19 protein-coding genes are annotated in these 21,532 nt (G+C 66.2%); 7 read left to right on the forward strand and 12 right to left on the reverse strand.

Annotation, left to right across the window (positions count from 1 at the left end; translation table 11 throughout):
* Positions 1-359: 359 nt before the first annotated feature.
* The 10 genes from AB0I04_RS37590 to AB0I04_RS37635 form a co-directional block, all read right to left on the reverse strand.
* The gene (locus tag AB0I04_RS37590; protein ID WP_360895931.1) at positions 360-755 is read right to left on the reverse strand and encodes an integrase core domain-containing protein; all 396 of its coding nucleotides are present in this window, start codon (positions 753-755) and stop codon (positions 360-362) included.
* Between the two features lie 434 nt (positions 756-1,189).
* A complete protein-coding gene (locus tag AB0I04_RS37595; RefSeq protein WP_360895934.1) occupies positions 1,190-1,987 on the reverse strand; it encodes a BTAD domain-containing putative transcriptional regulator in 798 nt (265 codons plus the stop codon).
* A gap of 368 nt (positions 1,988-2,355) precedes the next feature.
* The gene (locus AB0I04_RS37600; RefSeq protein WP_360895937.1) at positions 2,356-3,609 is read right to left on the reverse strand and encodes a hypothetical protein; all 1,254 of its coding nucleotides are present in this window, start codon (positions 3,607-3,609) and stop codon (positions 2,356-2,358) included.
* 949 nt (positions 3,610-4,558) lie between these two features.
* A complete protein-coding gene (locus tag AB0I04_RS37605) occupies positions 4,559-5,575 on the reverse strand; it encodes a hypothetical protein (RefSeq protein ID WP_360895940.1) in 1,017 nt (338 codons plus the stop codon).
* 63 nt (positions 5,576-5,638) lie between these two features.
* Positions 5,639-6,529, reverse strand: coding sequence for a carbohydrate ABC transporter permease (locus AB0I04_RS37610; protein ID WP_360895942.1), 891 nt, complete (start codon positions 6,527-6,529; stop codon positions 5,639-5,641).
* A gap of 4 nt (positions 6,530-6,533) precedes the next feature.
* Positions 6,534-7,451, reverse strand: coding sequence for a sugar ABC transporter permease (locus tag AB0I04_RS37615; RefSeq protein ID WP_360895944.1), 918 nt, complete (start codon positions 7,449-7,451; stop codon positions 6,534-6,536).
* Between the two features lie 10 nt (positions 7,452-7,461).
* Complete coding sequence (locus tag AB0I04_RS37620) at positions 7,462-8,754, reverse strand: extracellular solute-binding protein (RefSeq protein ID WP_360895948.1); 1,293 nt, start codon at positions 8,752-8,754, stop codon at positions 7,462-7,464.
* Between the two features lie 83 nt (positions 8,755-8,837).
* Positions 8,838-9,860 carry a LacI family DNA-binding transcriptional regulator gene (locus AB0I04_RS37625; protein WP_360895950.1) on the reverse strand — a complete coding sequence of 341 codons (1,023 nt, stop codon included), beginning with the start codon at positions 9,858-9,860 and terminating at the stop codon, positions 8,838-8,840.
* Between the two features lie 267 nt (positions 9,861-10,127).
* The gene (locus tag AB0I04_RS37630) at positions 10,128-10,418 is read right to left on the reverse strand and encodes a hypothetical protein (RefSeq protein WP_360895953.1); all 291 of its coding nucleotides are present in this window, start codon (positions 10,416-10,418) and stop codon (positions 10,128-10,130) included.
* A 236-nt stretch (positions 10,419-10,654) separates the two neighbouring features.
* Complete coding sequence (locus AB0I04_RS37635; RefSeq protein WP_360895956.1) at positions 10,655-10,918, reverse strand: hypothetical protein; 264 nt, start codon at positions 10,916-10,918, stop codon at positions 10,655-10,657.
* A gap of 290 nt (positions 10,919-11,208) precedes the next feature.
* Between AB0I04_RS37635 and AB0I04_RS37640 the strand changes: the two genes are divergently transcribed.
* The 5 genes from AB0I04_RS37640 (at position 11,209) to AB0I04_RS37660 (ending at position 16,951) form a co-directional block, all read left to right on the forward strand.
* Complete coding sequence (locus AB0I04_RS37640; protein WP_360895959.1) at positions 11,209-12,771, forward strand: DMT family transporter; 1,563 nt, start codon at positions 11,209-11,211, stop codon at positions 12,769-12,771.
* A 633-nt stretch (positions 12,772-13,404) separates the two neighbouring features.
* Positions 13,405-14,355, forward strand: coding sequence for an EamA family transporter (locus AB0I04_RS37645; protein ID WP_360895962.1), 951 nt, complete (start codon positions 13,405-13,407; stop codon positions 14,353-14,355).
* 63 nt (positions 14,356-14,418) lie between these two features.
* On the forward strand, positions 14,419-14,943 hold the full coding sequence (locus AB0I04_RS37650) for a hypothetical protein (RefSeq protein WP_360895965.1): 525 nt from the start codon (positions 14,419-14,421) through the stop codon (positions 14,941-14,943).
* A 447-nt stretch (positions 14,944-15,390) separates the two neighbouring features.
* Entirely contained in the window at positions 15,391-16,278 is an 888-nt protein-coding gene (locus AB0I04_RS37655; protein WP_360896179.1) for a sigma-70 family RNA polymerase sigma factor, read from the forward strand.
* Positions 16,279-16,303: 25 nt separating this feature from the next.
* Positions 16,304-16,951, forward strand: a complete 648-nt coding sequence (locus AB0I04_RS37660) for a hypothetical protein (RefSeq protein ID WP_360895968.1) — start codon at positions 16,304-16,306, stop codon at positions 16,949-16,951.
* Between the two features lie 70 nt (positions 16,952-17,021).
* Here the strand turns inward: AB0I04_RS37660 and AB0I04_RS37665 are convergent, their stop codons facing one another.
* A complete protein-coding gene (locus tag AB0I04_RS37665) occupies positions 17,022-18,182 on the reverse strand; it encodes a hypothetical protein (protein WP_360895970.1) in 1,161 nt (386 codons plus the stop codon).
* Positions 18,183-18,413: 231 nt separating this feature from the next.
* Here AB0I04_RS37665 and AB0I04_RS37670 point away from each other — a divergent pair, with 231 nt between their 5' ends.
* Together AB0I04_RS37670 and AB0I04_RS37675 are read left to right on the forward strand one after the other, a co-directional pair.
* The gene (locus AB0I04_RS37670; protein WP_360895973.1) at positions 18,414-19,418 is read left to right on the forward strand and encodes a hypothetical protein; all 1,005 of its coding nucleotides are present in this window, start codon (positions 18,414-18,416) and stop codon (positions 19,416-19,418) included.
* 69 nt (positions 19,419-19,487) lie between these two features.
* Positions 19,488-19,949, forward strand: coding sequence for a hypothetical protein (locus AB0I04_RS37675; protein ID WP_360895976.1), 462 nt, complete (start codon positions 19,488-19,490; stop codon positions 19,947-19,949).
* 22 nt (positions 19,950-19,971) lie between these two features.
* On the opposite strand, the gene AB0I04_RS37680 is transcribed toward AB0I04_RS37675, so the two are convergent.
* Positions 19,972-21,363: a hypothetical protein gene (locus AB0I04_RS37680; protein WP_360895979.1), complete on the reverse strand. Its 1,392-nt coding sequence runs from the start codon at positions 21,361-21,363 to the stop codon at positions 19,972-19,974.
* Between the last annotated feature and the right edge of the window lie 169 nt (positions 21,364-21,532).

Raw genomic sequence — 21,532 nt, forward strand, 5'->3', positions numbered from 1 at the left:
AATCGCCTCGGCGTCGTCGATGTCGGTCTTGGCGCGCCGTCGTCGGCGCCGCCGCTCGGCGGTCCGGTTGGCCTGGACTTCCCGCACGTCATAGCACAGCGACCCGGTAATCAAGCAAAGCCACCGAAGCCTCGGCCAGCTGCACAGCCCTTCGAACACAGTGACACCGTCTCGGCAGGCCACGACTCCGCGACCGGGTTTCGACACCCTTCAGGTTGTCGCTCACGCAGGCCGGCGGTTACCCCCTGAGCGTGTCCGAGGTGTCCGGACACGCTCAGGGGGTAGCCGGACACCTTGTAGGGTTCCAAAACCGCGTCCACGGCCTCTGAACTGCAGTTTTCTGGATCATTCGGTGATCTTCATGCCGCCCGGTCGTACTCGTGGATCAGTCCGCCGAGGACCTTGCGACGCAGTATCCGGCCCGTCGCCAGGTCTGTGACCGGGGCTGTGATGCCGTCGCCGCCGTCCGGTGGCCGCAGGCTCCCGCCCCGATGCGGGCGATGCCGTTTATGGTGCGCGACGTACTTCTCCAGGACCGTCCGCAAGTGCCGCGCCCCGGTGATCAGCATCCGGTCGGTGAACTCGGATCGGACGGTACGCACCCAGCGTTCGGCATAGGCGTTCGCCTGCGGGCTGCGCGGCGGGATCTTCACCACCTCGATCCCGGCGCCGGCCAGCACCGCGTCAAACGCCTCGGTGAACTGGCCGGCCCTGTCCCGGATCAGAAACCGGAACCGGGCAGCGCGCTCCCCCACGCACCATCCTGGGGAGCAACCGGGCCAGGGCAGCGAGCACCATCCGATCCGCCCAGTCCAGCCTCGGCCGGGGGTTCTGCCGCCGCAGCACGGCGACCTCCTGGCGCACCACCAGCAACGCGGCATCATTCGACGCTGCCGAGCGCGCCAGTAGCACCATCCGGCCGGCCAGGCGCACGAAGATCAGGTAAAGCTTCCGCACTGTCACAAGCCCGCGATACTGCCAGCCCCTCGACCACCACCGCAGGAAAACCCACAGGTCAATCGCTTATCACCTTGTTTTGAACAACACAGGCCGAATTTTCGGCACTAACAGCCAGCTCTGGAATCAGGGCGGCCTGGCTTGACATGACAAGCTCCGCTCATTCTCTGCTCGAATTCGAATGCACGCCATTTTGGGAAGGGTAAGACGCTTAATTATTGGAAGTTGGTCCTTACGCGGACGGGATGGAGTTCGAGTGGGCTTGGAGGTTTTGGCCGAGGGTAGGTAGCGGGAAGTTGAGGGTGGGTTCTTCGTCGCGTCTCAGGATGCGGATGTGCAGTTGTTGGAGGCTGGTGCTCGGGTCGATGCCCAGGTTCTCGTTGATCGAACGGCGTGTGCGTTCGTAGAGTAGGAGCGCGTCAGCTGACCTGCCGTCCTGGAAATAGGCGACCATGAGGTAGCCGATGAGTTTCTCTCGATAGGAATTTACCGTCATGAGGGTGGGAAGGTTTTCGGCCACCGCTTCGTGCCTGCCGTGCTGCAGGCACAGCTCCGCCCATCGCTCTACTGCGGTTAGGTACCGATCTGTCAATCGCGGCACCATGTCACGCCTCAGTACCTTTGAGTCCACATTGGACAAGGGCGTCCCTCGCCACAACCTGACAATCTTCTCCAACTCCCACATCGCCGACTCGCCGCGCGCGATCTGCAAGGCCCGCTCCATCTGCAGCAGGTCGAGCTGATCATCGTCCACCCACAATCTGTATCCCGCACCTGCTGATTCCAGTGTTAGGGCATCGCCAAGCGCGCCTCGCAGCCGGAATACCGCATTCTGAAGCGCGCTGCGCGGGTGGGTCGGGCTGCCGCGGTCCCATACGGCCTCGATGAGATCATCGACTGGCACTGCCTGATTGGCTGAGATCAACAAGGCTGCGAGCAGTGATCGTGTACGTACACCAGGCAGAGGTATCGGACGTCCCGCGCGCGTCACTTCAACGGGACCCAGTACCGCGAAATAGGGTGTCGCCACCTTGGAACCTTTCTGCTACAGAATCAGAACGTTGGTCAGATCCGGACCACCTGGTCGAACACCGAGCGCGTCGATACCGACCACCAGATCCATGGCCGGCCCCGGCTACGGTGCCCGAAAACGCACCGAACCCGTTACCAGAGTGGAGGTGACCCAACTCGAGAAAGCAGCCCGGACGGTGGCCTGATGTCCAACTGCCACGGACACTCCTGGGGCTCTCGCATGGGCAGGAGGCCCGGCGTGTGCCGGGCCCCCTTGTTTAGGAGCACTCGTTGAGTAGCCGACTCGTACCTCGGTCGCGACGGCGTAGGCGCCGTCCCGGCCGGGCATTGTTTGAGCCTGAAGGCCGGATCGCCTTCAGGCGAGGTTTAGGGGGTCTCGGCCTTCGCGCTTGGCCCTGGCCCCTTCTTCCTCCCGTACTTAATCGTGAAGTACAAAACCAAGAGGCCGGCGAGCATCATGCTGCCGGCCCCGACCAGCTCCAGCTTCGGGACGGATTTATGCTGCCCGAACACCTGCCAGAGAACTCCGACGAGGGGCCCGAATTGGCTGACGGCCTCGTTGATGGGACTTTGGCGGGCCAGTAGATGGTTCGCGAGCAGGCCGATCAACGGCCCTGCCCCCATCCACAACATCATCCACAGCAGCGCGTCGTGCGCCCAGATGTCAGAGCCGTGCGAGTGGTCATACTTCCGGCCCCAGAGCAAGAGCCCGACGCCGGTGATTAGGAAGGCGAGCATTTGGGTGAATTGGCCGAAAATGATGTTGGCCTCATCGATGTGCGAGCTCGCGTTCTGGACGAACGAGAGCCCACAGACTGCGGCGGCCCCCACGGTGGCAATGGCGATCCCGAGGGGGATGTTATTCCCCCTCCCTCCGCCTTGGGCGGAAAAGGCCACCATCGCCACTGAGACAGGCAGCAATGAGAAGCTCGCCCCAACCGCAGCCTTTCGGGGCTCGTACAACCACGCTTGGGCGACCATGGCGCAGATTGATCCGAGCGCGAACAACGCGGTCAGAGTCCCGAAGGGGACCAACATCCCCGCCGCTCTGTAAGCGGCGAGATTTGCGATGTTCAATCCCCCCCACACGACGGCTAGCCCCGCGACCTGGCGGTGCTTGCGTCCTAGTTTCCGCCAGAGACGCCCGAAGACGACGGGCATCCAGGCCAGTTTGCGCCGGAGACGCCTGAAGAGCGGCAGCCCGGCCAGTCGCCCGAAGACGACGGGTACCCAGGCCAGTTTGCGCCGGAGACGCCCGAAGACGACGGGCATCCAGGCCAGTTTGCGCCGGAGACGCCTGAAGAGCGGCAGCCCGGCCAGTCGCCCGAAGACGACGGGTACCCAGGCCAGTTTGCGCCGGAGACGCCCGAAGACGACGGGCATCCAGGCCAGTTTGCGCCGGAGACGCCTGAAGAGCGGCAGCCCGGCCAGTCGCCCGAAGACGACGGGCATCCAGGCCAGTTTGCGCCGGAGACGCCCGAAGAGCATAGTGAGGGCCTGGGTGGCGGTGCCGATCAGCACCGCCACCGCGAACGGGGTGATCCCGCTGGCAGAGCTGTTGGTGAGCACCTTCGCCGAACAGATGGTGCCCATCAGCAGGTTCCACAGTCCCAGGAGCACCGCCGCGCTAGGACGGTGCCGAGCCGTCTCGTGTTGACCCGGTTGGGTCCTTCCTTCCCGTGACATCTTTCCCTCTGTGTGTCACGGCGTAACGAAACGGCTCGAGTTAGTCATCGCTCGCGCTGTTTCGCTACGCCCAACGGAGAAGCAGGCCGCGGATGCGGACCTGCGGGGCGCAACGACCAGCCGAGCGACATCTCTCGGTTGTGTTGCGTTAACAATTCTGACATATAGTGGGATTATTTGCTAGACTGATTAACGTGCAAGCCTCTCTTTGATGCGGCGGCCTAGTCACCCGTCGGCAGGGGCGCACGGAACGGCGGGAAGACTTCCCCTTCCTCTGTGTGGGAAGTCAACCCGCCGCTTCCGCTTCAGGGGGATTGTTTTCGTAAGCCTCGAAGAAGATCAAGCCGATGGCTCTAGCGGCCGCCTTCCTTGCTCAACATCCGCCAGATCCTGAAGGCTGACGGTGGACTGGCTGACACTGAATACCTCGGCACACCTTGGCCACCACCGCCTGGACGGGGTTGGGGCGCGTCACCACCAGGCCGTACAGCCCGGCCGCCGCGGGTCGTCTGCCGGAGAGACCAGATCTCCGATCGCCTCACGGGCCCGGCCGGTCAGTGTGAGCGGTCGGGCCCGACGAGTTCGAACCTGTAATACCTGAGGTTGACCATTGCCCTGCAAAGGGTCACGCCCTGACGCGACAGGCGTTACCACGATGGAAATCCCTGTCGCGTCAGGGCGAAAGCTTTCGGCCGTGTGAACTGCTGTCTCGTATTATCGGGGCGTGTGCCGCACACGCCCGGCGGATCGGCCGGTCCGCCGGGCGTCCGGTCAGTAGGTCACCAGGTTGAAGCGGCCCGGTGGTACGGCCGCGGTCGCGGCAACCGTCCACGGCGAGTACGGTCTGAAGCGGCGCTTACCGTGCCGGAAAGTGATCCTGGGATCATGCGAGCCGATCCAGGCGCGCCACACCAATTTTCGAGTCGGCCATGCCGTAGAACACGTAGTGGAGGCCGTCGACTTCCTCAATTGCCGTGGGGAACACGACATTCGGCACGATGCCGTCTCGCTCGTCGGCAGTCTCCGGGGACAGGATCGGCTCGGCAGTACGGGCCAGCACGTGACCGGGGTCGGCCTGGTCCAGCAGCATCGCTCCGGCGGCGTAGTGGACGTTCGGCTGGTGGTCGGTGCCTGCGACCAGTTCGCCGCTCACACCGTGGTGGAGGAGCAGCCAGCCTTCGTCCACGCGGATCGGGGCCGGTCCGGCACCGATCTTCAGCTCTTCGAACGGGAACTCGCTCATCGCCACGAGCCGGTGGTCGCGCTGGTACACGAGCGCGGTGATGTCGCGTTCAACCAGGTCTACTGGCACATAGGAGATCCAGATGCCGGGCCGGTCATCGGTGATCTGCGCCGGCAGCCGAACTCCCTCGCCCTCGCGGATCCAGCCAAGGTCCCACATCGGCCGGTGCAACATCGCATAGGAGAGGCGGCCGTCGGGGTCGGGCACGGGCTCGGGGAAGAACACCGCGTCCTTGTTCGGGAACAGGTTGAGGTCGGTGTCGAGACCGGGCTGATAGCTGAAGTGCACCGGTCCGAGTCGCCGCCACGTCGACAGATCCTCGGAGACGGCCAGGGCGAGGCGCGGGCCGAGTGGCCCGTACGCGACATAGGTCATGACGTGTACGCCGAGGGACGGTATCCAGGTTGTCCGTGGGTCCTCGACGCCTGCGTTGTTCGCGCCGCGCTCCCAGCCCTCGTCGGGGGCGAGCACGACACCGCGGCGCTCGACACCGGTCGGGACCCCGTCGGTCAGCATGACCTCTGCCAGACCGACCCGCGAGACGTTGCCCGTGGCGACTAGGCGGGGGAGCAGGTGAAGACGGCCGTCCGGGGTGCGGCCGCTGGCCGGGTTGAGGACGCCCTCGGCCTCGTTCGCTTCGCCGGGTTGGGGCGACATGACCACGCCAAGGCGAGTGAGAGTGTACGGGACGGTAGTGGAGATGGTGGAGGTCAAGAGGTGTTAACCCTTCACGCCGGAACCGAGGTTAGTGGACACGAAATGGCGCTGAAACGCTACGAATATGACGACGGCGGGTGCGGCGAGCACGCAAGCTCCCGCGAGGATGGCGCCGTACGGGTTGTCGGACCGTGCCGCGACGTTGCTGATGTAGTTCGCTAGTGACACGGCGAGCGGCTGCATGTTCTGTTGCTTTGTGATCAGGAACGGCCAGAGGAACTCGTTCCACGGCCCGATGAAGGTCATCAGCATCGCCGTGACAAGCGCCGGTTTGACCAGCGGCAGCGCGACCCGCAGCAAGATACGTAGCTCGCTCGCGCCGTCGATGCGGGCCGCGTCGAACAGCGTCGACGGGACTTGCAGGAAGTACTGCCGGAACACGAACACGGCCGTGGAATTGATGGCGAACGGCGCGATCATCCCGAGGTAGGAGTCGCCGAGTCCGTAATCCCGCACGATCAGTACGTACAGCGGGATCGTCAGGAGCTGGAACGGCACGACCTGGACGAGTAGCATCGCGCCGAACAGCAGCCCGCGGCCGCGGAAGTGCAGTTGCGCCAGCGCGTATCCGGCGAGGACGCCGAACACGACCGTACCGAGCAGCACACCGCCGGTGAAGACGCCGGAATTGACCAGTCCGCTGACCAGGTCGATGTTCTTGTCGATGCTGCGGTAGTTGCCGAGCGAGAGGTTCCCCGGATTCGGCACCGCGCCGGACAGCGAGCTGTCCACCGTGGTCTGCAGCGACCCGATGAACATGTAGTAGAAGGGGAACAGGAAACCGATCGCGCCCAGAATGAGCACCGGCAGCCGCCAGCCGATCCACGTCTGCCGCTTCTTCTCCGGATGCTGGGTGGTCACGGCTACTCGCGCCACCCGAACATGCTGGACCATGTGATCATTTCCTCCGCAGCAGGTAACGGTCGGCCAGTGCGACGACGAGCACGGCGAGCACCAGCAGTACGCCGATGGCCGCGCCTACATCCGGATGCCCCTGCTCGATGCCGCGCTGGTACATCACCAGTACCGGCGATGCCGACGCTCCGTCCGGCCCACCTCCTCCGGTGAGCAGGTACGGCTCGGTGAAAAGGTTCGCGCCTGTGACCAGCGAAAGCAGTACCACAAGGGTCGTGGCCGAACGCACACCAGGAACCGTGACCGACCAAAAGGTGCGCCTTCGAGACGCGCCGTCGACTGCCGCAGCCTCGTAGAGCTCTTTGGGCACGTTCTGCAACGCAGCGAGGTACAGCAGGATGAAGAAGCCTAGCTGTTTCCACGTCACGTACATTGCAACGGAGGGCATCGCCAGGTGTGAGTTGACCAGCCATGACGGATGCGGGGCGAGCGGACCCAGCGCCTTGTTCACCAAGCCCGACGAGCTGAAGAGGAACAGCCAGACGCCGACCACAGCCACGCTAGCGGTCACATACGGGATGTAGTACGCCGCGCGGAAGAACGCGCGGAACGGGATCGCCGCATTCAGCGCGGTCGCCAGCAGCAGTGACAGCGCGACGGTGAGCGGCACGTTGATCACTAGGAACAGTGCGATGTTCCCGAATGCCTGCCGCACCGCCGGGTCGGTGAGCGCCTCCTTATAGTTGTCCAGCCCGACCCATGGCCGGGGGACCGAGACGCCAGGCGCGGTGAATATGAACCGGTGGAACGACATCCACACGGCCAATCCAAGCGGATAGGCGAACACCGCGACGAGAAACACGGCATACGGTGCGGTGAAAAGGAGGCCTACCGGCCTACGGCCAAGGAGAGTCGTAAAGCGTCGCGCCCCCTTGGCCGAAGCCATGGTGGTGGTGGTCATCGCCGACGCCTCAGGAGTGCTTCGCCAGGCCGTCGATCTTCGTCGCGGCCGTGTGCAATTCCTGCAGCGGGTCGCTCTTACCGAAAATCACTGAGCGGGACCACGCGTCGCGGAAGGTCTGCCAGATCGTCACGGAGTTCGGTATCGACGGCACCTCGACGATCCGGTCGGCCTGCGCTGCGAAGTCGTTGTACGCTGGATTCTTGGCGAAGTAGTCCGCATAGGTTTGCTGAAGGTTCGTCCGCATCGGCATCTGGCCGGTCTTGCCGAGCAGCTTGCCGTCCTGATCGACGCTGGTGATGAACTTTGTGAAATCCCAGGCGGTGCCGCGGTTCTTGCATGAGGCGTACATGCCGATGTTCTTGGCGTCGCTGAACGTGTGGATCGAGTTGGCCGGCATCGCCTGCGAGGTCGGTACCGGGACCACGCCCCAGTCGACCTTGCCCTTGTAGACGTTGACCGCCCAGGGGCCGACGGTGGCCATCGCTGCGACACCGTCGGCGAAGGCATCGCCGTTGTACTTCTCGGTCCCAGCCAGGTTCCCCGCGTAAATCGAGCGCCAGAATCGCGCGACCGACTGTCCAGCGGGAGTGTCGAACTGCGACTTCCCATCGGCCACCAACGGCTTGCCGCCCGACTCGGCCGCGAACATCGGGTAGAAGTCGAACCACGACTGGAAGAACTCACTGGTGGGCGCCGGGTAGATTGCATACTTGGAGACCTTGGCCGCGACCAGTTTCTTCGCCGTGTCGAGGAACTGCGCGTTGGTATGCAGTGGCGGATTCTTCGGGTCCAGCCCGGCCTTTGCGAACAGCTTCTTGTTGAAGAAGATCATCACCGGGTTCGACTTCCACGGCAGCTGGTAGTACTTGCCATCAGGCGACTTGTACTGGCTAGCCCTTGCCCCGGTACGCGACTCGATGTACTTGGCCCCATCCGGGAAGTCGTTCAGCGGCACCAGCCCGCCTTGCGCTTGGAAGCCCGGTACGGCCGCGGGCGCGGTGTTGAGGATCAAGCACGGTTCCGTACCGGCGGTGATCGCCGCTGTGATGACCTCCTCCGACGTCTTCCCCGCGGGGATCTCCTCGCCACTGACCGTCTCTTTCGGGTGCGAGGCGTTCCACGCCGCGACCGCGGCCTTGCCCCAGGCGACCTCGTCCGGGTTGTTGGAGTACCAGATCTTGATTGGGCCGTGCGCTTGGGCCGCTTTCGTCACGTTTGTGCCACTGCCCCCACCGCCGCAGGCGGTAAGGACGGACAGGCCCACGGCGGCTATGGAAAGAACAATGGGGGTGGGTTTCATCGGATCTCCTCGATGGGGGTGGTGACTCATCGTCGGGCGCGCCGGCGGGGTGCAGTCGGCACGATTCGTTTTCAGGTTCGGGATCAGCCGGGCGCGGATCCCGTGGAGCGGCGGATCACGAGTGTTCCGGGGGTGACGTCCTCGTCACCGGGGTCGCTGCCCTCGACCAGGTCGAGCAAGACCCGCGCGGCAGCTCGCCCCCAGCCGAAGGGATCGGTACGCACGGTGGTGAGCGCGGGATGTACGTGGGCCGACAGTTCCATATCGTCGAAGCCGGTGATCGACAGGTCGTCCGGCACCACGTAGCCGCGCTCGTGTGCGACGGCCATCCCTGCGACGGCCATCAGGTCGTTCGCGTAGACGATCGCCGTCGGCCGTTCGGCAAGACCGAGCAGTTCCCTCGTAGCCGCCGCGCCGCCGGCGGCGGTGAAGTCGGACTCGACGACCGGGCCCGGCGCGAGCCCCGCTTCGTCGAGCGCCGCGGTCCACGCCTCGTGTCGCCCCCTGCCGTGCAGCAACTCGGTCGGCCCGGCGACATGCGCGATCCGCGTATGCCCGAGCCCCACCAGGTGACCTACGGCGGTGGCGATCCCTGGCCGGTCATCGAGACAGATGGCAGGGAACCCGGACTCAATGTCAGGCCGGTTCAGGGTGACCGCGGGGAGCCCGATCTCGGTCAGCAGGGACAGGCGCGGATCCGAGCACCGCAGGTCGGTCAGGAACACGCCGTCCACTCGGCTCTCCCCGCCCAGCCGCCGGTATCCGGCGATCTCCGCCTCGGCGTCCGGGACGACCTGAAGCACCAGAGACTGACCGCGCGGCGCCAGAACGGCCTCGACACCGCCGATGAACGCGGGAAAGAACGGGTCCGAACCGATCGACTCGGGCGCCCGCGCCAGCACGAGGCCGAGTGCGAACGAACGGGAGGTCGACAGCGACCGCGCGCCATGGCTCGGTTGCCAGCCGAGTTCCCTCGCGGTGTCGAGGATGCGCTTGCGCGTCTCCTCGCCTACTCCCGGCCTCCCGTTGAGTGCGAACGACACGGCACCCACCGATACGCCGGCGTACGCCGCGACGTCTGCGATGGTCGGTCGGCGATTGGACACGGTGGCGACTCCTCGACACAAGAAGTTCATAGCCAAGACACACGGACTTGACTAAGTCACTCGATGTTTAGCTGGTGACTAAAGCGGTTTAGTAGCTCTCCGTCAAGCCCTGAAGACGGGGATCACCCCGCCTTGGGCGCCCATAAAAGCGGTGCGGGATCGAAATGAAAGCACGACAGCGGGCCAATGAGATCTTGAAGGCGGCGTCGGCTTTCTTCGCGGCCGAGCTCGACCGGCCACACGCGCACTCGTGAGTTTCATCGATCACTACCACGAGGTGTTCGGGGTCGAGCCGATCGCGAATCTGCCGATGATGCTGACTTTCTGCGCCTCGCTGCCGTCTGGGAACAGTCCCCCCATTTGCGTGGCCGAGGTGAAGGACAGGTCTGTGGTGCCCAGCTTCTTCAGCGAGTAGCGAATGTAGTACGGCACCATCCCCTTGACCCGGTCGCCGAGTTTCAGCGCGGACAGGTCGGCCGGGGAGCCCTTCTCTATCGCTGTGACGGTGATGCCAATGGTGCCCTTCGAGCTTCCGGAGGTGAACGGCACGGTGGCCATTTGGCCGAGCTGGAAGAGTTGGCCAGGCTGAGCCTGGCTGCCGCCTCGTGAGTTCGAAGGCGCGGCAGCGGGGGTCGTGGCAGTTGCCGAACCGGCGGGAGGCGGTCGCCCAGGTCCATGACCGGATCGGAAGGCGCCCCGGCAGGTGCGAGAGAGCGGCGCGAAAGAGAACCGGCCCTCGTCCACCATGAAGGTGGCCAGGGGCCGGCTTGTTGCAGCCGCCGACCGGCGGTGGTTCAGTGTTTGAAGGCCGAGGTGAGCTTGTGCCAGGCCTTGCCCCACCACTTCTGCTGCATAGCCAGGGCGCGCCACGCGTGCTTGGCGTCCTTGGTGTCCTGCCGCTTCTTCTGCCACACGTCCTTGGCGGAGCCCTCCGAACGCTCCGCCATCTCCAGGCTCTCTGCGGCATTCCGGACGTAGCCCAGGGCTACGAGCTTGTCCACCGCAGCGTCCAGTTCGGCGTTGGCCTTCATCAGGCGCGTTTCGCGCGTGACCTTCATGATCTGCCTCATTCCCCTCGTTGTAGCTGGATTTGTTGCCGCATCCAGGTCGACCTCTTGGCCGATGACCGACTGTCCGCGGGGGACCGCTCTTCGCAACCAGGTTCACGGGCGGCCTTCGCCGATGCCGCCGAAGGCCGGTGCCCGGCCCTCGGCTCGGACTCTGTAGCGGTCTCCATGGTCAGGCACGGTTCGACGACCGCCTGTCGTTCACCTGAAGTTCTCTTGCCCCGGGGGCGGCCTTCCGGACTGTCACTGAAGGCGCTGCCTCGCACTTTCTCTCGGCACTGGTGCCGGAAGCAGTGCAGTGCGGACCCCGCGCATCACTAAAGGATGCGCGGCCACACGAAGCAGAAAGCGGTGAAATGAAAATCAAAAAGAAAGAATTGCCGAACCGGCTTGTCGGCCGGATCGGCTCCTACCGCGGGTGGTTGATGCACCCGCGCCGCGCGGTGCGCGGCCTCATCGCCGCCGTCATCGGTTCGCTTTGGTTGCTCGCCGCGGCCGCCGCACACATTGGGGGAACGATCTCCGGGCGGGTCGCGACGGCCGTGATGCAGCCGCTGACGGCTGGTCACGAGTTGGTGGCCGTCCAGGCCACCACCATCACCTACCTGTTCAGCGTGCCGCTCTACGTCGCGCTGTTGGTGACGGCGAAGGGGAAATTGAAGCAGCGGAGCTTTCGTGATGTCGCCTCGAACACCGAAAAAGGCGACAGGCGGTTCACGTGGCTCCTGGACAACACTCGAAGGTTCCCCCTGGTGAACAAGCACCTGGTCCGGTTCGCGGACTGGGAGAGGGATTTTAGGGGGGTTCTGAAGTTGGTCCTGCCGTTCCTGGTGAGCTTCATCTGCGCCAACCTGCTGACGCAGTACTACGCAACGAAGCTTCCCCTCGCGTGCGGCAGCGCAATAGGGACCCTCGGTCCGATCACCATGGCGATGGTGATCGCCTGGAAGGGCGACAACAGGGGTCTCCCGCTGTTCCTGCCGCTGATGTCGGCATTTGGGGCCGCCATGATGATTCCCTGGCACCGGCTCGGCGTTGCGGGCGTACTGGTGATGGCGTTGGTCGCCACCCTGTGTGGTGCGCTGTTCTCCGCCACCTCTGCGATCAGCCGGAAGGTGAAGGGTCTCCTGCTGTTCCTGCCGCTGATGTCGGCGGCCGGGCTGGCCATGGTGATCCACTCGCACGGGCTCGGCGACACGGGAGTACTGGCGGGCGTGCTGGCCGCCCTGTGCGGCGCGGTGTGCTCCGCCACTATGGCATCCAGCGGAAAGGCGATGGCCGACGCGGGCATCAACCTCAAGGGAACGGGACTTTCGATGGTGGCCGGGCTGCTCCTCGGGGCACCCTTCCTCATCGCGGTCCACTGGTCCTGGGGGATCGTGACGCGCGGGGCGATCGCGGGTCTCTTCGTAGTCGCCGCGGGGGTTTTGTACTGGGTGGCGCAGGCACTGCTTCACCTTCCGAAGCGGCTGGTCGGCGCCCTGTCGGCCAACGGGCCGGCGGTGAGTGGTCTGGTGGGTCGTGTGACCCTGAACCAGTCCCTCGGGCTGTCGAGCCTGGCCGGGATCTGCACGATCCTGAGCGCCTCGCTGCTTAACGCGGCGCTGACCGGCTCCCCTGACGAGAGGGCCGCGGAGAGGGCGAAACACCACGCGTACAAGGACGAGGACCGGGCGCCGGCCGGTGACGGCGGGTGCCCGATCGCCGGCCCGGAGATCAACCCGGAGAACAACAAGTCGCCGAAGCCGCAGCGCGGGCAAAGGCGACACGGGCCGAAGAGGCCCTTTGACAAGGACACTCGCCGGAAGACGAAAGCCCTCAGGAGGCAGGCCCGGAGGCGTTAAGCCCGGAGGCACAAGAACAAGCACTGACGAAAGGTGACCCAATAGCGGCCCCGGGGGGTGATCCTCCCGGGGCCGAGTCGCGTTCGGGCGACCTGCGCGTCCGGTATGCGCTGGGTCGGCGAGTGGCCCACTTCGCTCGAACCGGACGGCGACCGAACAGGGCAAAGCACCTGGCCTGGGTTCAGCCCGAGCCGTACCGCGTTCAGGACACCCGCACAGCGCGCAACGGGGGGCGCTGGAGTGTCATCAGGGCTCGTCAACGCGGTGGCAAGGGCCCGATACCGTCCGGCGTTCGAGTCCACCGGGGGTCTCCTGCCCTGGAATGCCCGTACTCCCTCGTTGATCACGGGCGTAGCGCATGCCGCATTGCCGTGCCCCGCCGGAACCGGACGGTCAAAAGGATCCGGACGAAAGATCCGGCCCGCACGGAGCGTAGCCCGTGCGTTACAACGCGAGGGAGTGAGAAACTCGATGAATCCATCGAAAAAATCGGCCTCTTTCTTGGGGGCGGGAGGCCTCATCGGAGGCATAACCGCGTCCACGTGGTCGACCGTTTTGTTGGTCGGCCTCACGGCCCGAGGCTTCGCCGGGGCGACCGGCGCGGGAATGATGACCGCGGCCGGTGGCGCCGCCATGTTGTTGGTTCCCGCCCTCTGGGGCGGGTTCCCCCGAAAGGTGGTCCGCTCCGGACGGGTGTGGGCGAGCATCGCGGTGCTCAGCGCCGCGACGTTCACAATTAACTACTTCTATGGGGCCGCCAGCGCGCTCGTCGTGCTGGCGGTGCTGTACGCCAGCCTAACCGCCGGCCTGGTCATGACCCCTGCGTTCATCGAGTGGCGCAAGGGACCGAAGATCTTCCTATGGCCGATCGTGGCCCTGATGGGAGTCGTTCTGCTGGTCCGGCCCTGGGAGGGCGCATGGAACCTGGAAGGCGTCGTGTTCTCCGCCCTGGCCGGCACGGGCATCGCGCTCCGGATAGTGGTCACGAAGTGGATCCGCAGGTTCGAGGAGGACGCACCGACCGATGAGCGTCTGTCGACGTTCGAGGCGGTCTTCGCGCGCGGTGTGAGCGCACTCGTGGGCGGGCTCCTGCTCGTGCTTTTCGCGTTCCTTAGGGAGAAGAACCACCCCCAGCTTTCCGGCTGGGTGATTCTCATCGTGGTGGTGGCCGGTATTGCCAACACGGCGATTCCGACGTTGGCGGAAGTGGTCGCCATCCGGGTGAAGCTGGACCCGGTGGCGATCAGCACGATGTACGCGGTCACCCCGGTGGTCGCGCTCGTGTTCACCTGTGCGGGGCAGCACCGCTGGCCGACGCTGGTCGAACTCGGAGCCACGGCTCTCGTCGTCGTCGGCGCGGCTGGGGCCGCGTCGATGGACCGCGACGCGTCCGCGGTGCTGTCGGAGCGAGAGAGCTTCATCGAGGCCGATACGCCTCCGGGGCACGACGTCTCCAAGGCGCCGGCCCCGCTCCGTGGTGCGCGGGGACGCCGACGCGGTATGGAACGACCTCCGAGCTGGGCGAAGGCCCAGGGGAGGGGTAACAAGAAGAACAAGACCAACGCTGGAAGGCGCGGGAAGTAGTCGGCGAGAGTCCGTCGCCGAACGTCGGCCCCGGGGTGATCCCCGGGGCCGTGTCGCGTTGCCATGCCGCCGAACTCCGGACAGGTCTTTGTCGTGCCGTACTACCACGTCAAGAGGCTGGGCTGCGGAGGCGTGCTCATCCGCAGTGCGTTCGTGGTGCTCGTGGGCATCGTCGCGCTGATCTGCATCGCCAACCGATCATGGTTCGAGGCCAAGGCCGTCAACGCGCTCTACGGAGACAGGCGCGCGATACACCTCGGGAAGGAGTTCAGGCCGGGGGCCACGGCATTCGAGGACGGGGTGCGACAGACCGCGGTGCTGGTCGACCACGACCCGCACGTCCGAGTGGAGTCACCGACCGCCACATGGCTCCGACATCACAAGGACGCCGTGTGCAAGCACGATGTTTGCACTGCGGCGGCAACGCCGCTGAAGAATTTCGTGGGCGTCGGCATCGGCATGAGCGCCCTGCTCGCCATGCTGGTGGTGCTCTTCGCCGGCTGGACCCTGCTCTTCGACGATCGGGGCGATCGATACGGAGGGTACGGAGGGTACGGAGGGTATGGAGATCGTCGCTATATGCGTTGACCGGCCCTGCGGATCCCACGGATCGGTTGACTGAGCTCGGCCTCACTGCCGTGATCGCCCCGCAGTGCCCTGCTTCATGGCTGAAGCGCGCTCTGCGACTCATCTATCACAGAGTGGGTCGTCAGAAGGGCGCCGATTCGGACAGCAATGAAACACCGTTGATTCACGTTCGCATCAACGCCGTGACTACAGAATATCAATTCTTTGTCAACGACGTAGGGCGTCCCTGTCGCGCGTCGGCTGTAGCGGTCGGTGGACATGGCCTTCTAGCTGGGAACTCGGTGTCGCAGTCGGCACTGGACGGCGTATGCATCCCGTATGGCCGCCTCCGCGCTTTCGCGGTGTCGTGTCAATACTCCTCCGCCTTTGGCACCGAACCCGGGGTCGATCACCTCGAAACTAGGTGTGCCACTAGCTCTTGGAGTGGGAGGACAGGGATTGAACATCGTGCAGCCGACCGGTGGTGAGCGCCGGCCCAACGACGACTTCCGCAGCCGCAACGACGAGCTCTTCGCCCGTCGCATCCGACTTCAGGGACTGCTCGCGGACCTGCGTGCCAAGGCCGACGCCCGTGAGATCGACAGCCTCTCGGAGGCCGCGCTGCGGCGGGCCGAGTATGAACTGGAAGAGGTAACTCTTGAGATCATGACTGCGAACTACGGTCTAGTCCGGCGGTATGTCGCAATGTTCACTTCGAAGCGCAACGAGAACAGCGAAGACTTTGAAAGTGCCGGAAAGGTCGGGCTGCTGTGGGCGATCTCGTCCTACGATCCGTCCCGCGGCCCCTTCTCGAGTTGGGCTTTCAAGCCGATACAACGGGAGGTCCTGCGCGCGGTACGGGACGCCGACCATCCGAATCTCAATCCCGGTGACTTCGAGAAGCGCCCAGTGATCCTGGCTGCCACGCAGGCGTTCTCGGCCGATTTCGGCCTGGATGCTCCCCCCGACTACGGGGACATCGCCAGGCGGGCAGGAACCACGGAGGCCCAGGTGCGGCGGGTCCTGGACGCACCCCGGCTGGACAGCCTGCACGCGCCGAGCGGCGGCTCTGGCGACCAAGAGGTCCCGTTGGAGGATCGGCTGGCCGATCCATCGCCGGGCGTCGAGGAAGAAGTGCTGCTCCAATTCGACCTGCGTGCGGTCCGCCACAACGGGTTGCCGGGCCTCGACGTCCGCGAACGGTATGTTCTGACCCGCAGGTTCGGACTGGACGGCGAACCGGAGGAGCCGCTCCACCTCATCGGCGACAGGCTCGGGCTCTCTCGCGAAGGAGTGCGGCAGATCCAGCAGAAGGCGCTGGCCAAACTCCGTGGGCCGATCGCGGAAATCGCCTAGTCGTCTCGCGGCAACGGAGGAGGAAATGATGAAGGACGAGGGCGAGACGGCGAACCGGCCGGAGGCCACGGACAATTCGTGGATCGTCATCGACGACACTCAGGAGCCCGCAGACGAGCCGTCGGTGGCCTGGGGTGGTGCGGGGTTCGATACTCCGCCGGGGGCTGCTTCGTCGGGGGAGTCGCCGGTGACGCCTGAAGAGCCGTCGGTGACGCCACGGAACCCGTCGTCCGGCCCGCCGCCGAACGGGTCGCAGGGCAATGGCTGGGATTCCTTCGCCGGCACCGAGACCTGGAACGGTATGCCCGTCGCGCCTCCGGGAACCACGCTCGGCAGTGCGCCCCCGGCGGACGTTGGGGGGTCCGTGGGCCGGCAGGTGGCCGGGACCACCGGCCCATCACCGTCGGCTTCGGGCTGGGGCGTACACGCGAGTGAGGCCGGCCAGGGCCGCTCCGAGCGGACGGTGGAGAGCACCTGGTTCATCGGCGACGGCGAGGACGATGACGCGGGCGACGGCGGAGGCACCGGCGGAACGGCCCGTAGCGCCTGGGTGGACCGGCTGCCGCGAGTGGGCGGCCCGGTCCTGAGTCCCGCGCTCATCACATTCACCGTCATCTGCCTGAGCGCCCTGCTGACGATCTCGTCGATCATCTGGCATCCCCGTGCGCCGTGAAGCCGCGTTGTGGTCGGCGGCGGGCACGGATTCCGGCCCGGAGTCGGGCCGGGATCCGCACCCTGCATGGTCAGGCGACCGGAACGCCGGGCGTCGGCTGCAACGGCCGGACCTCGGCCTGAGCGGGGTTGGCGGCCAGTCCGGGAAGGTCCGCGGTGGCCGTTCGAAGATCGGCCACGGCCTCGGGCTTGAGCTCTGACAGCATGATGTCGTACGCGATATCGCGGACCTTGTCAGCGCCGAGGATCGAGTGGACCACGGAGGCGACGGTCTCTGCGAGCACCTGCTCATAGGCCTGGAACCCCACCCGGCCGGCCAACGCCGGGTTCCATTCGAGCCGGTCGCTCTCACTCGTCACGACCTGAAGCCCGCCGGTGACCGGATCGATACCGTCCAGATCGATCTCCGCGGTGATGTGTCCACGGGCCGCCGGCGTGTTGTCCTCGGTGAAGAGCATCACCGGAACGTCGAAGGCGATCCGCTCGGAGGGCTGCCGCCGCCGCTGCTGCCCGGCATTCGGGGACAGGGCCGGGACATCGACGGTGTCGAGCCCGGACAACATCCGGAAGGTCGAGAGGCCGAGGATGCTGTTCAGGACCAGCGCTGTCGCGCGGGTCAGGGTCTCGATCTCACCCGGCTTGCGGGTGAGATAGCCGCCGAAGCTGTAGGCGAGGGTGCGTTCCCGGATCGGGGAACGCATGAAGATACGGAGGCGGACACCGCTGATCGGCAGCTCGAACTCGACGTCGGCCTCGTCGATGTTGGACCTGACATATCCGGCATCGGTCCGGTCCAACCTGCCGACGAGCTTCAGTTCCCCCTCACCGCCGGTGCGGGTCAGCTGGAGGACGTAGAGCGTCTCACCGAACTCGGCGATCATCTCATCGCCCAGGACGGCCGACAGTTCGCGTGCGGTCTCGTTGAGACCGTGCAACGTCTTCCGGGGCATCCGGAGGTGGAGGATGTTCTGGGACACCGCCTTCCCGCCGACCTCGGCCTCGACGTTCTCGACTTCCCGCTCCGCCTGCCTGCTGGTGTAGCTCCGCACACTGAACGCGACCACCTCGTCGTCGGTCCGGACACCGCAGGTCGCCTTCAGGGACTTCTTCGCGCTGAGCGGGTAGGGGAGGTCCTGTCGGACGTATCGGGTGGCGTCCACGAACACCGGGACGTCGTTGTTGAAGAGGCGCCGGACGTAGAACTCTTCCTTGATCTGAGTGGTAGGAGCCACTGTGCCCCGCTTCCGTATCCTGCCGCCGACCGGTGGGCCGGTCAGCGGTAGCGTCGAACGCCCGGCCGAATATGGCCAGGCGTGGCACCGGCCGCTCGGGCCGGCACTCACCTTCCTGATCAGACCGTCTGGAAGGACTCCCGGTCGGCAAGTATTTAAAGGAGACATGCGCGTCGCGTGCCATCCAGGACAGTCAGGCATGTGCTGTCGGGGGGACCACAAAGGAGATCCATGAACAACCTGACCGACTATGTGCTCGCCATCGGTACCACCGGCTCGCCACCGGTCCCCGACGTGGCCAAGACGGTGGACCTCGTTCCGGGCGATGGTGACGCCATCTCGTCCGTCATCGGCGGCCTGCGAGCGAGTGGGCTGACGCCGGCCGACTTCCGGGCCCGGGTCGTCTTCCTCGTGCCTGAAGGCATCGGAGGCCTCGTTCCGTACGCCGCGCTCTGCGGATTCGCCGGGCGGCGGATCGACGTCTATGCCGACGGGACCGTCCTGGAGTTCTCCCGCCTGGACCGACGGGGTGAGGCCTTCGTCGATGCCGGCAAGCCCTCGGAGTTCCTCCTCTGGGCTCAGGTGGGCGGCCCGACCGCGGAGGGAGTCCCCACCGTGCGGTTGGGCACGGGCGAGCAGGGGCTGGTCAGCCCCGAGGCGGCGTCGGTGATCCGCTACGCCGCACGCCTCCGGATGGTGCCACCGGACTCGGCCAGGGACGCGTTGGCGATGTTCGTTCTCGTCTCGGCGCTACGACGGCGAGCGGACGACCGGTTCCCGTACCTGTCCACCGGTACCGAGCCGGTCCCCGTCTCGAAGGAGGACCCGAGTCAAGGGATCGACCTCGAGGCGGTCCGCCGGGAGGCGGCACGGTATCGGCAGGAGTTCCGGGCCGCGCGGAAGGGGGCCGAGGTGGTGCCTCCGGTCCCTGTCCCGGCGCGGAACAAGAGGCTCGCCGAGGCCAACGCGGTCGACATCCGGGAACTGCTCCGGCGGCTGGGCTCCTCGCCCGACGAGCGGGGCCTGTGGTACTGCCCCCGTCCGCGTCGGCACTCCAACGGCGGCGAGACGCCGTCGATGAAGGTGTTCGGGGACAACCGGACCCGCTGTCACCGCTGCGACTCCGAGAAGCTCGGCCCGGTCCGGCTGGCCGTCGACGTTCTGGACATCACCCCGGACGAGGCGGCAAACTTCATCCTGAACTCCGACCGTGTGATCAATATGTGCGCGGCCTGAGCGGATCCTCGTCGCGAACCTTCCGGCCGAACGGAGGAGTCGATCACCAGATCGCACCGCCCGCTGAGCATGGTCGTGCTGGTCGTGGACGGCGAGCAGGCGGGTCTCCTGCATCGCAGCGTGCTGGATCGGGTGGTCGAGATCGCCGATCGGCTCGACTGCCGTAGCGCGGCCGCGTTCGGTGCTCTGCCGGTGTCCTTCAGCGGCACCGACCTGCGACGGCTGCGGCGTGACATGGACCAGGTCGTCGCTTTCGCGGACGCCGCGCTGCGGACCGGCTGGACGCTGGGCGACCTCGCCGTGGCGCCCGGCGACCGGCCGGTCCGTGTGGCGGAGACCTCAGGGGGCACTCTCTGGGCGGATTCGGTGCGCGGGTTCGAACTGCGTGGATCCGCCGACCCGCGGAAGGGGGTCACGCACGCTCAGCCGTCTGCGACGGCGCAGCGGACCGCGTTAAGCGACCTCATGGCCCCGCTCGTCGAAGCTGTGGCACGCGCCCGGGTTCTCGAGGTCTTCGAGCGGGTGTCGTGACGCCCGTCACCGAGGTGGACGATCAGCGGGCCGTCACCTTCCCCAGCGCGGTGGAGCGTCCGGACACGAGCAGTTCCACCTGTGCCGTGAACCACGTCTCGGGGTTGGCGATCAAGGCGCCGATCTGGCCCGTTGCGGCCATTCTCTCGATCTGCGCGCCCGGGCGAACCCCGATCACGTAATCGGCGTCCAGCGGGCTCGCAGTGGTGACGCACCCGGCGGGCAGCACCCCGAACGGCCCTTCGAAGACACGGCTGCCCCTCGGTATCAGCGAGGCGAGTGAGCGCATGACGACCGGTGCGGCCGGACCTGTCAGGGTCACCGCCTGCAACTGCTCGAGCGCCGTACGGATCCGGGAGACCTGATCATTGCTGAGGACACCGGTCTCGACGAGTGTGGCCGGGCTCATGCTGGCCCGATGCGTCCGGGAGATGATGATCGAATCAGCTACTCGGCTGATCCGGCCCCCTGCCTGCGTCAGCGCCTGGACGGCATCGCCGACAGCGCTCAAGCTGCTGAACCCGGGCATCGAGTAGATACCGAGCGTGCCGACGACCGTCACATGGGTGCCGCGGATATGTACCTCCTGAACGCGCTCGTCGCGCCACAGTTCGACGAGTCGGTGCCAGCCGTTCAGCACTGCGCTCACCAGGGCTCCCGTCATGGGGGCCGGTAGGTGAGCATGAGCCAGCTGAGAGTACTGCGGCGAGCCGGAGGGGGCCGATCCGTACGTGGGTGATCCATGCTGCGTCGGACGGGCCGATTCGTTTCGCGGAACCGCCTGCGGTGCCCGCGTCGACGTCGGTCGCTCGTACCTGACGGTCACTTCCGCCTCCCCATGGCTGTGGGGAGGGCGGCTGCCCAGCTGCGAGATCGGACGGGACCGTGCTGCCGACGGCGCGTCCTGCGCCGAGGCGCGCAACGTCTTCGGTTCTGGCGTCGCGACCGGGCTTGCCGGGCTTCCCGGCGATTGCTTCGACGCCGCGCCGGCTCGCCGGTGCTCTGACACCGATTCGGCCTGCCCTGACCGACGTGACGGCTTGAGCGGCGTTGCCCGGGGATCAGGCGCCGGCTCTGACACGGGCCGCGTCGAGGTTTTCGCAGGCGGTTCGGCAGGCGGTTCGGCAGGCGGTTCGGCAGGCGGTTCGGTAGGCGGTTCGGTAGGTGCCGACGGGCTCAGGGCTTCCGGGCGCGGGCCTGCCGTCTTGGCCGCTGCGGCGGGCGGCGCGGTCTCGACGGCGGGCTGCTCGGAAGATGCGTCCTTACCCTGTGGGTTCCAGGCCGAGAACATCGCGGCCCACTCGTCCTGACCCTCCCGCATCGTGGCGTCCGGGTTGATCACCGTCCGCTTGGCAGGGGCCTTCTTCCCGGGCCGCTTCTGTTTCACCGAAGAGGGCCGTTCGGCGATCGCCACCTTCGCGGGCCGGGGCGCCGGCTCGGCCGCCGCGCCGCCGGCTGGTGTGGTCCTCCGAGCGGAAGCGGCCCCCTTGCCAGGCTCGGACTCGCCTCGCGATGGACCTGGGTCCAGGGGGTCGGAGCCGTCTTCACCGATGCCCAGGTCGGCCCAGAAGTCGATTCCGTGG

The organism is Actinoallomurus sp. NPDC050550 (genome assembly GCF_040655075.1).
Lineage (GTDB): Bacteria > Actinomycetota > Actinomycetes > Streptosporangiales > Streptosporangiaceae > Actinoallomurus.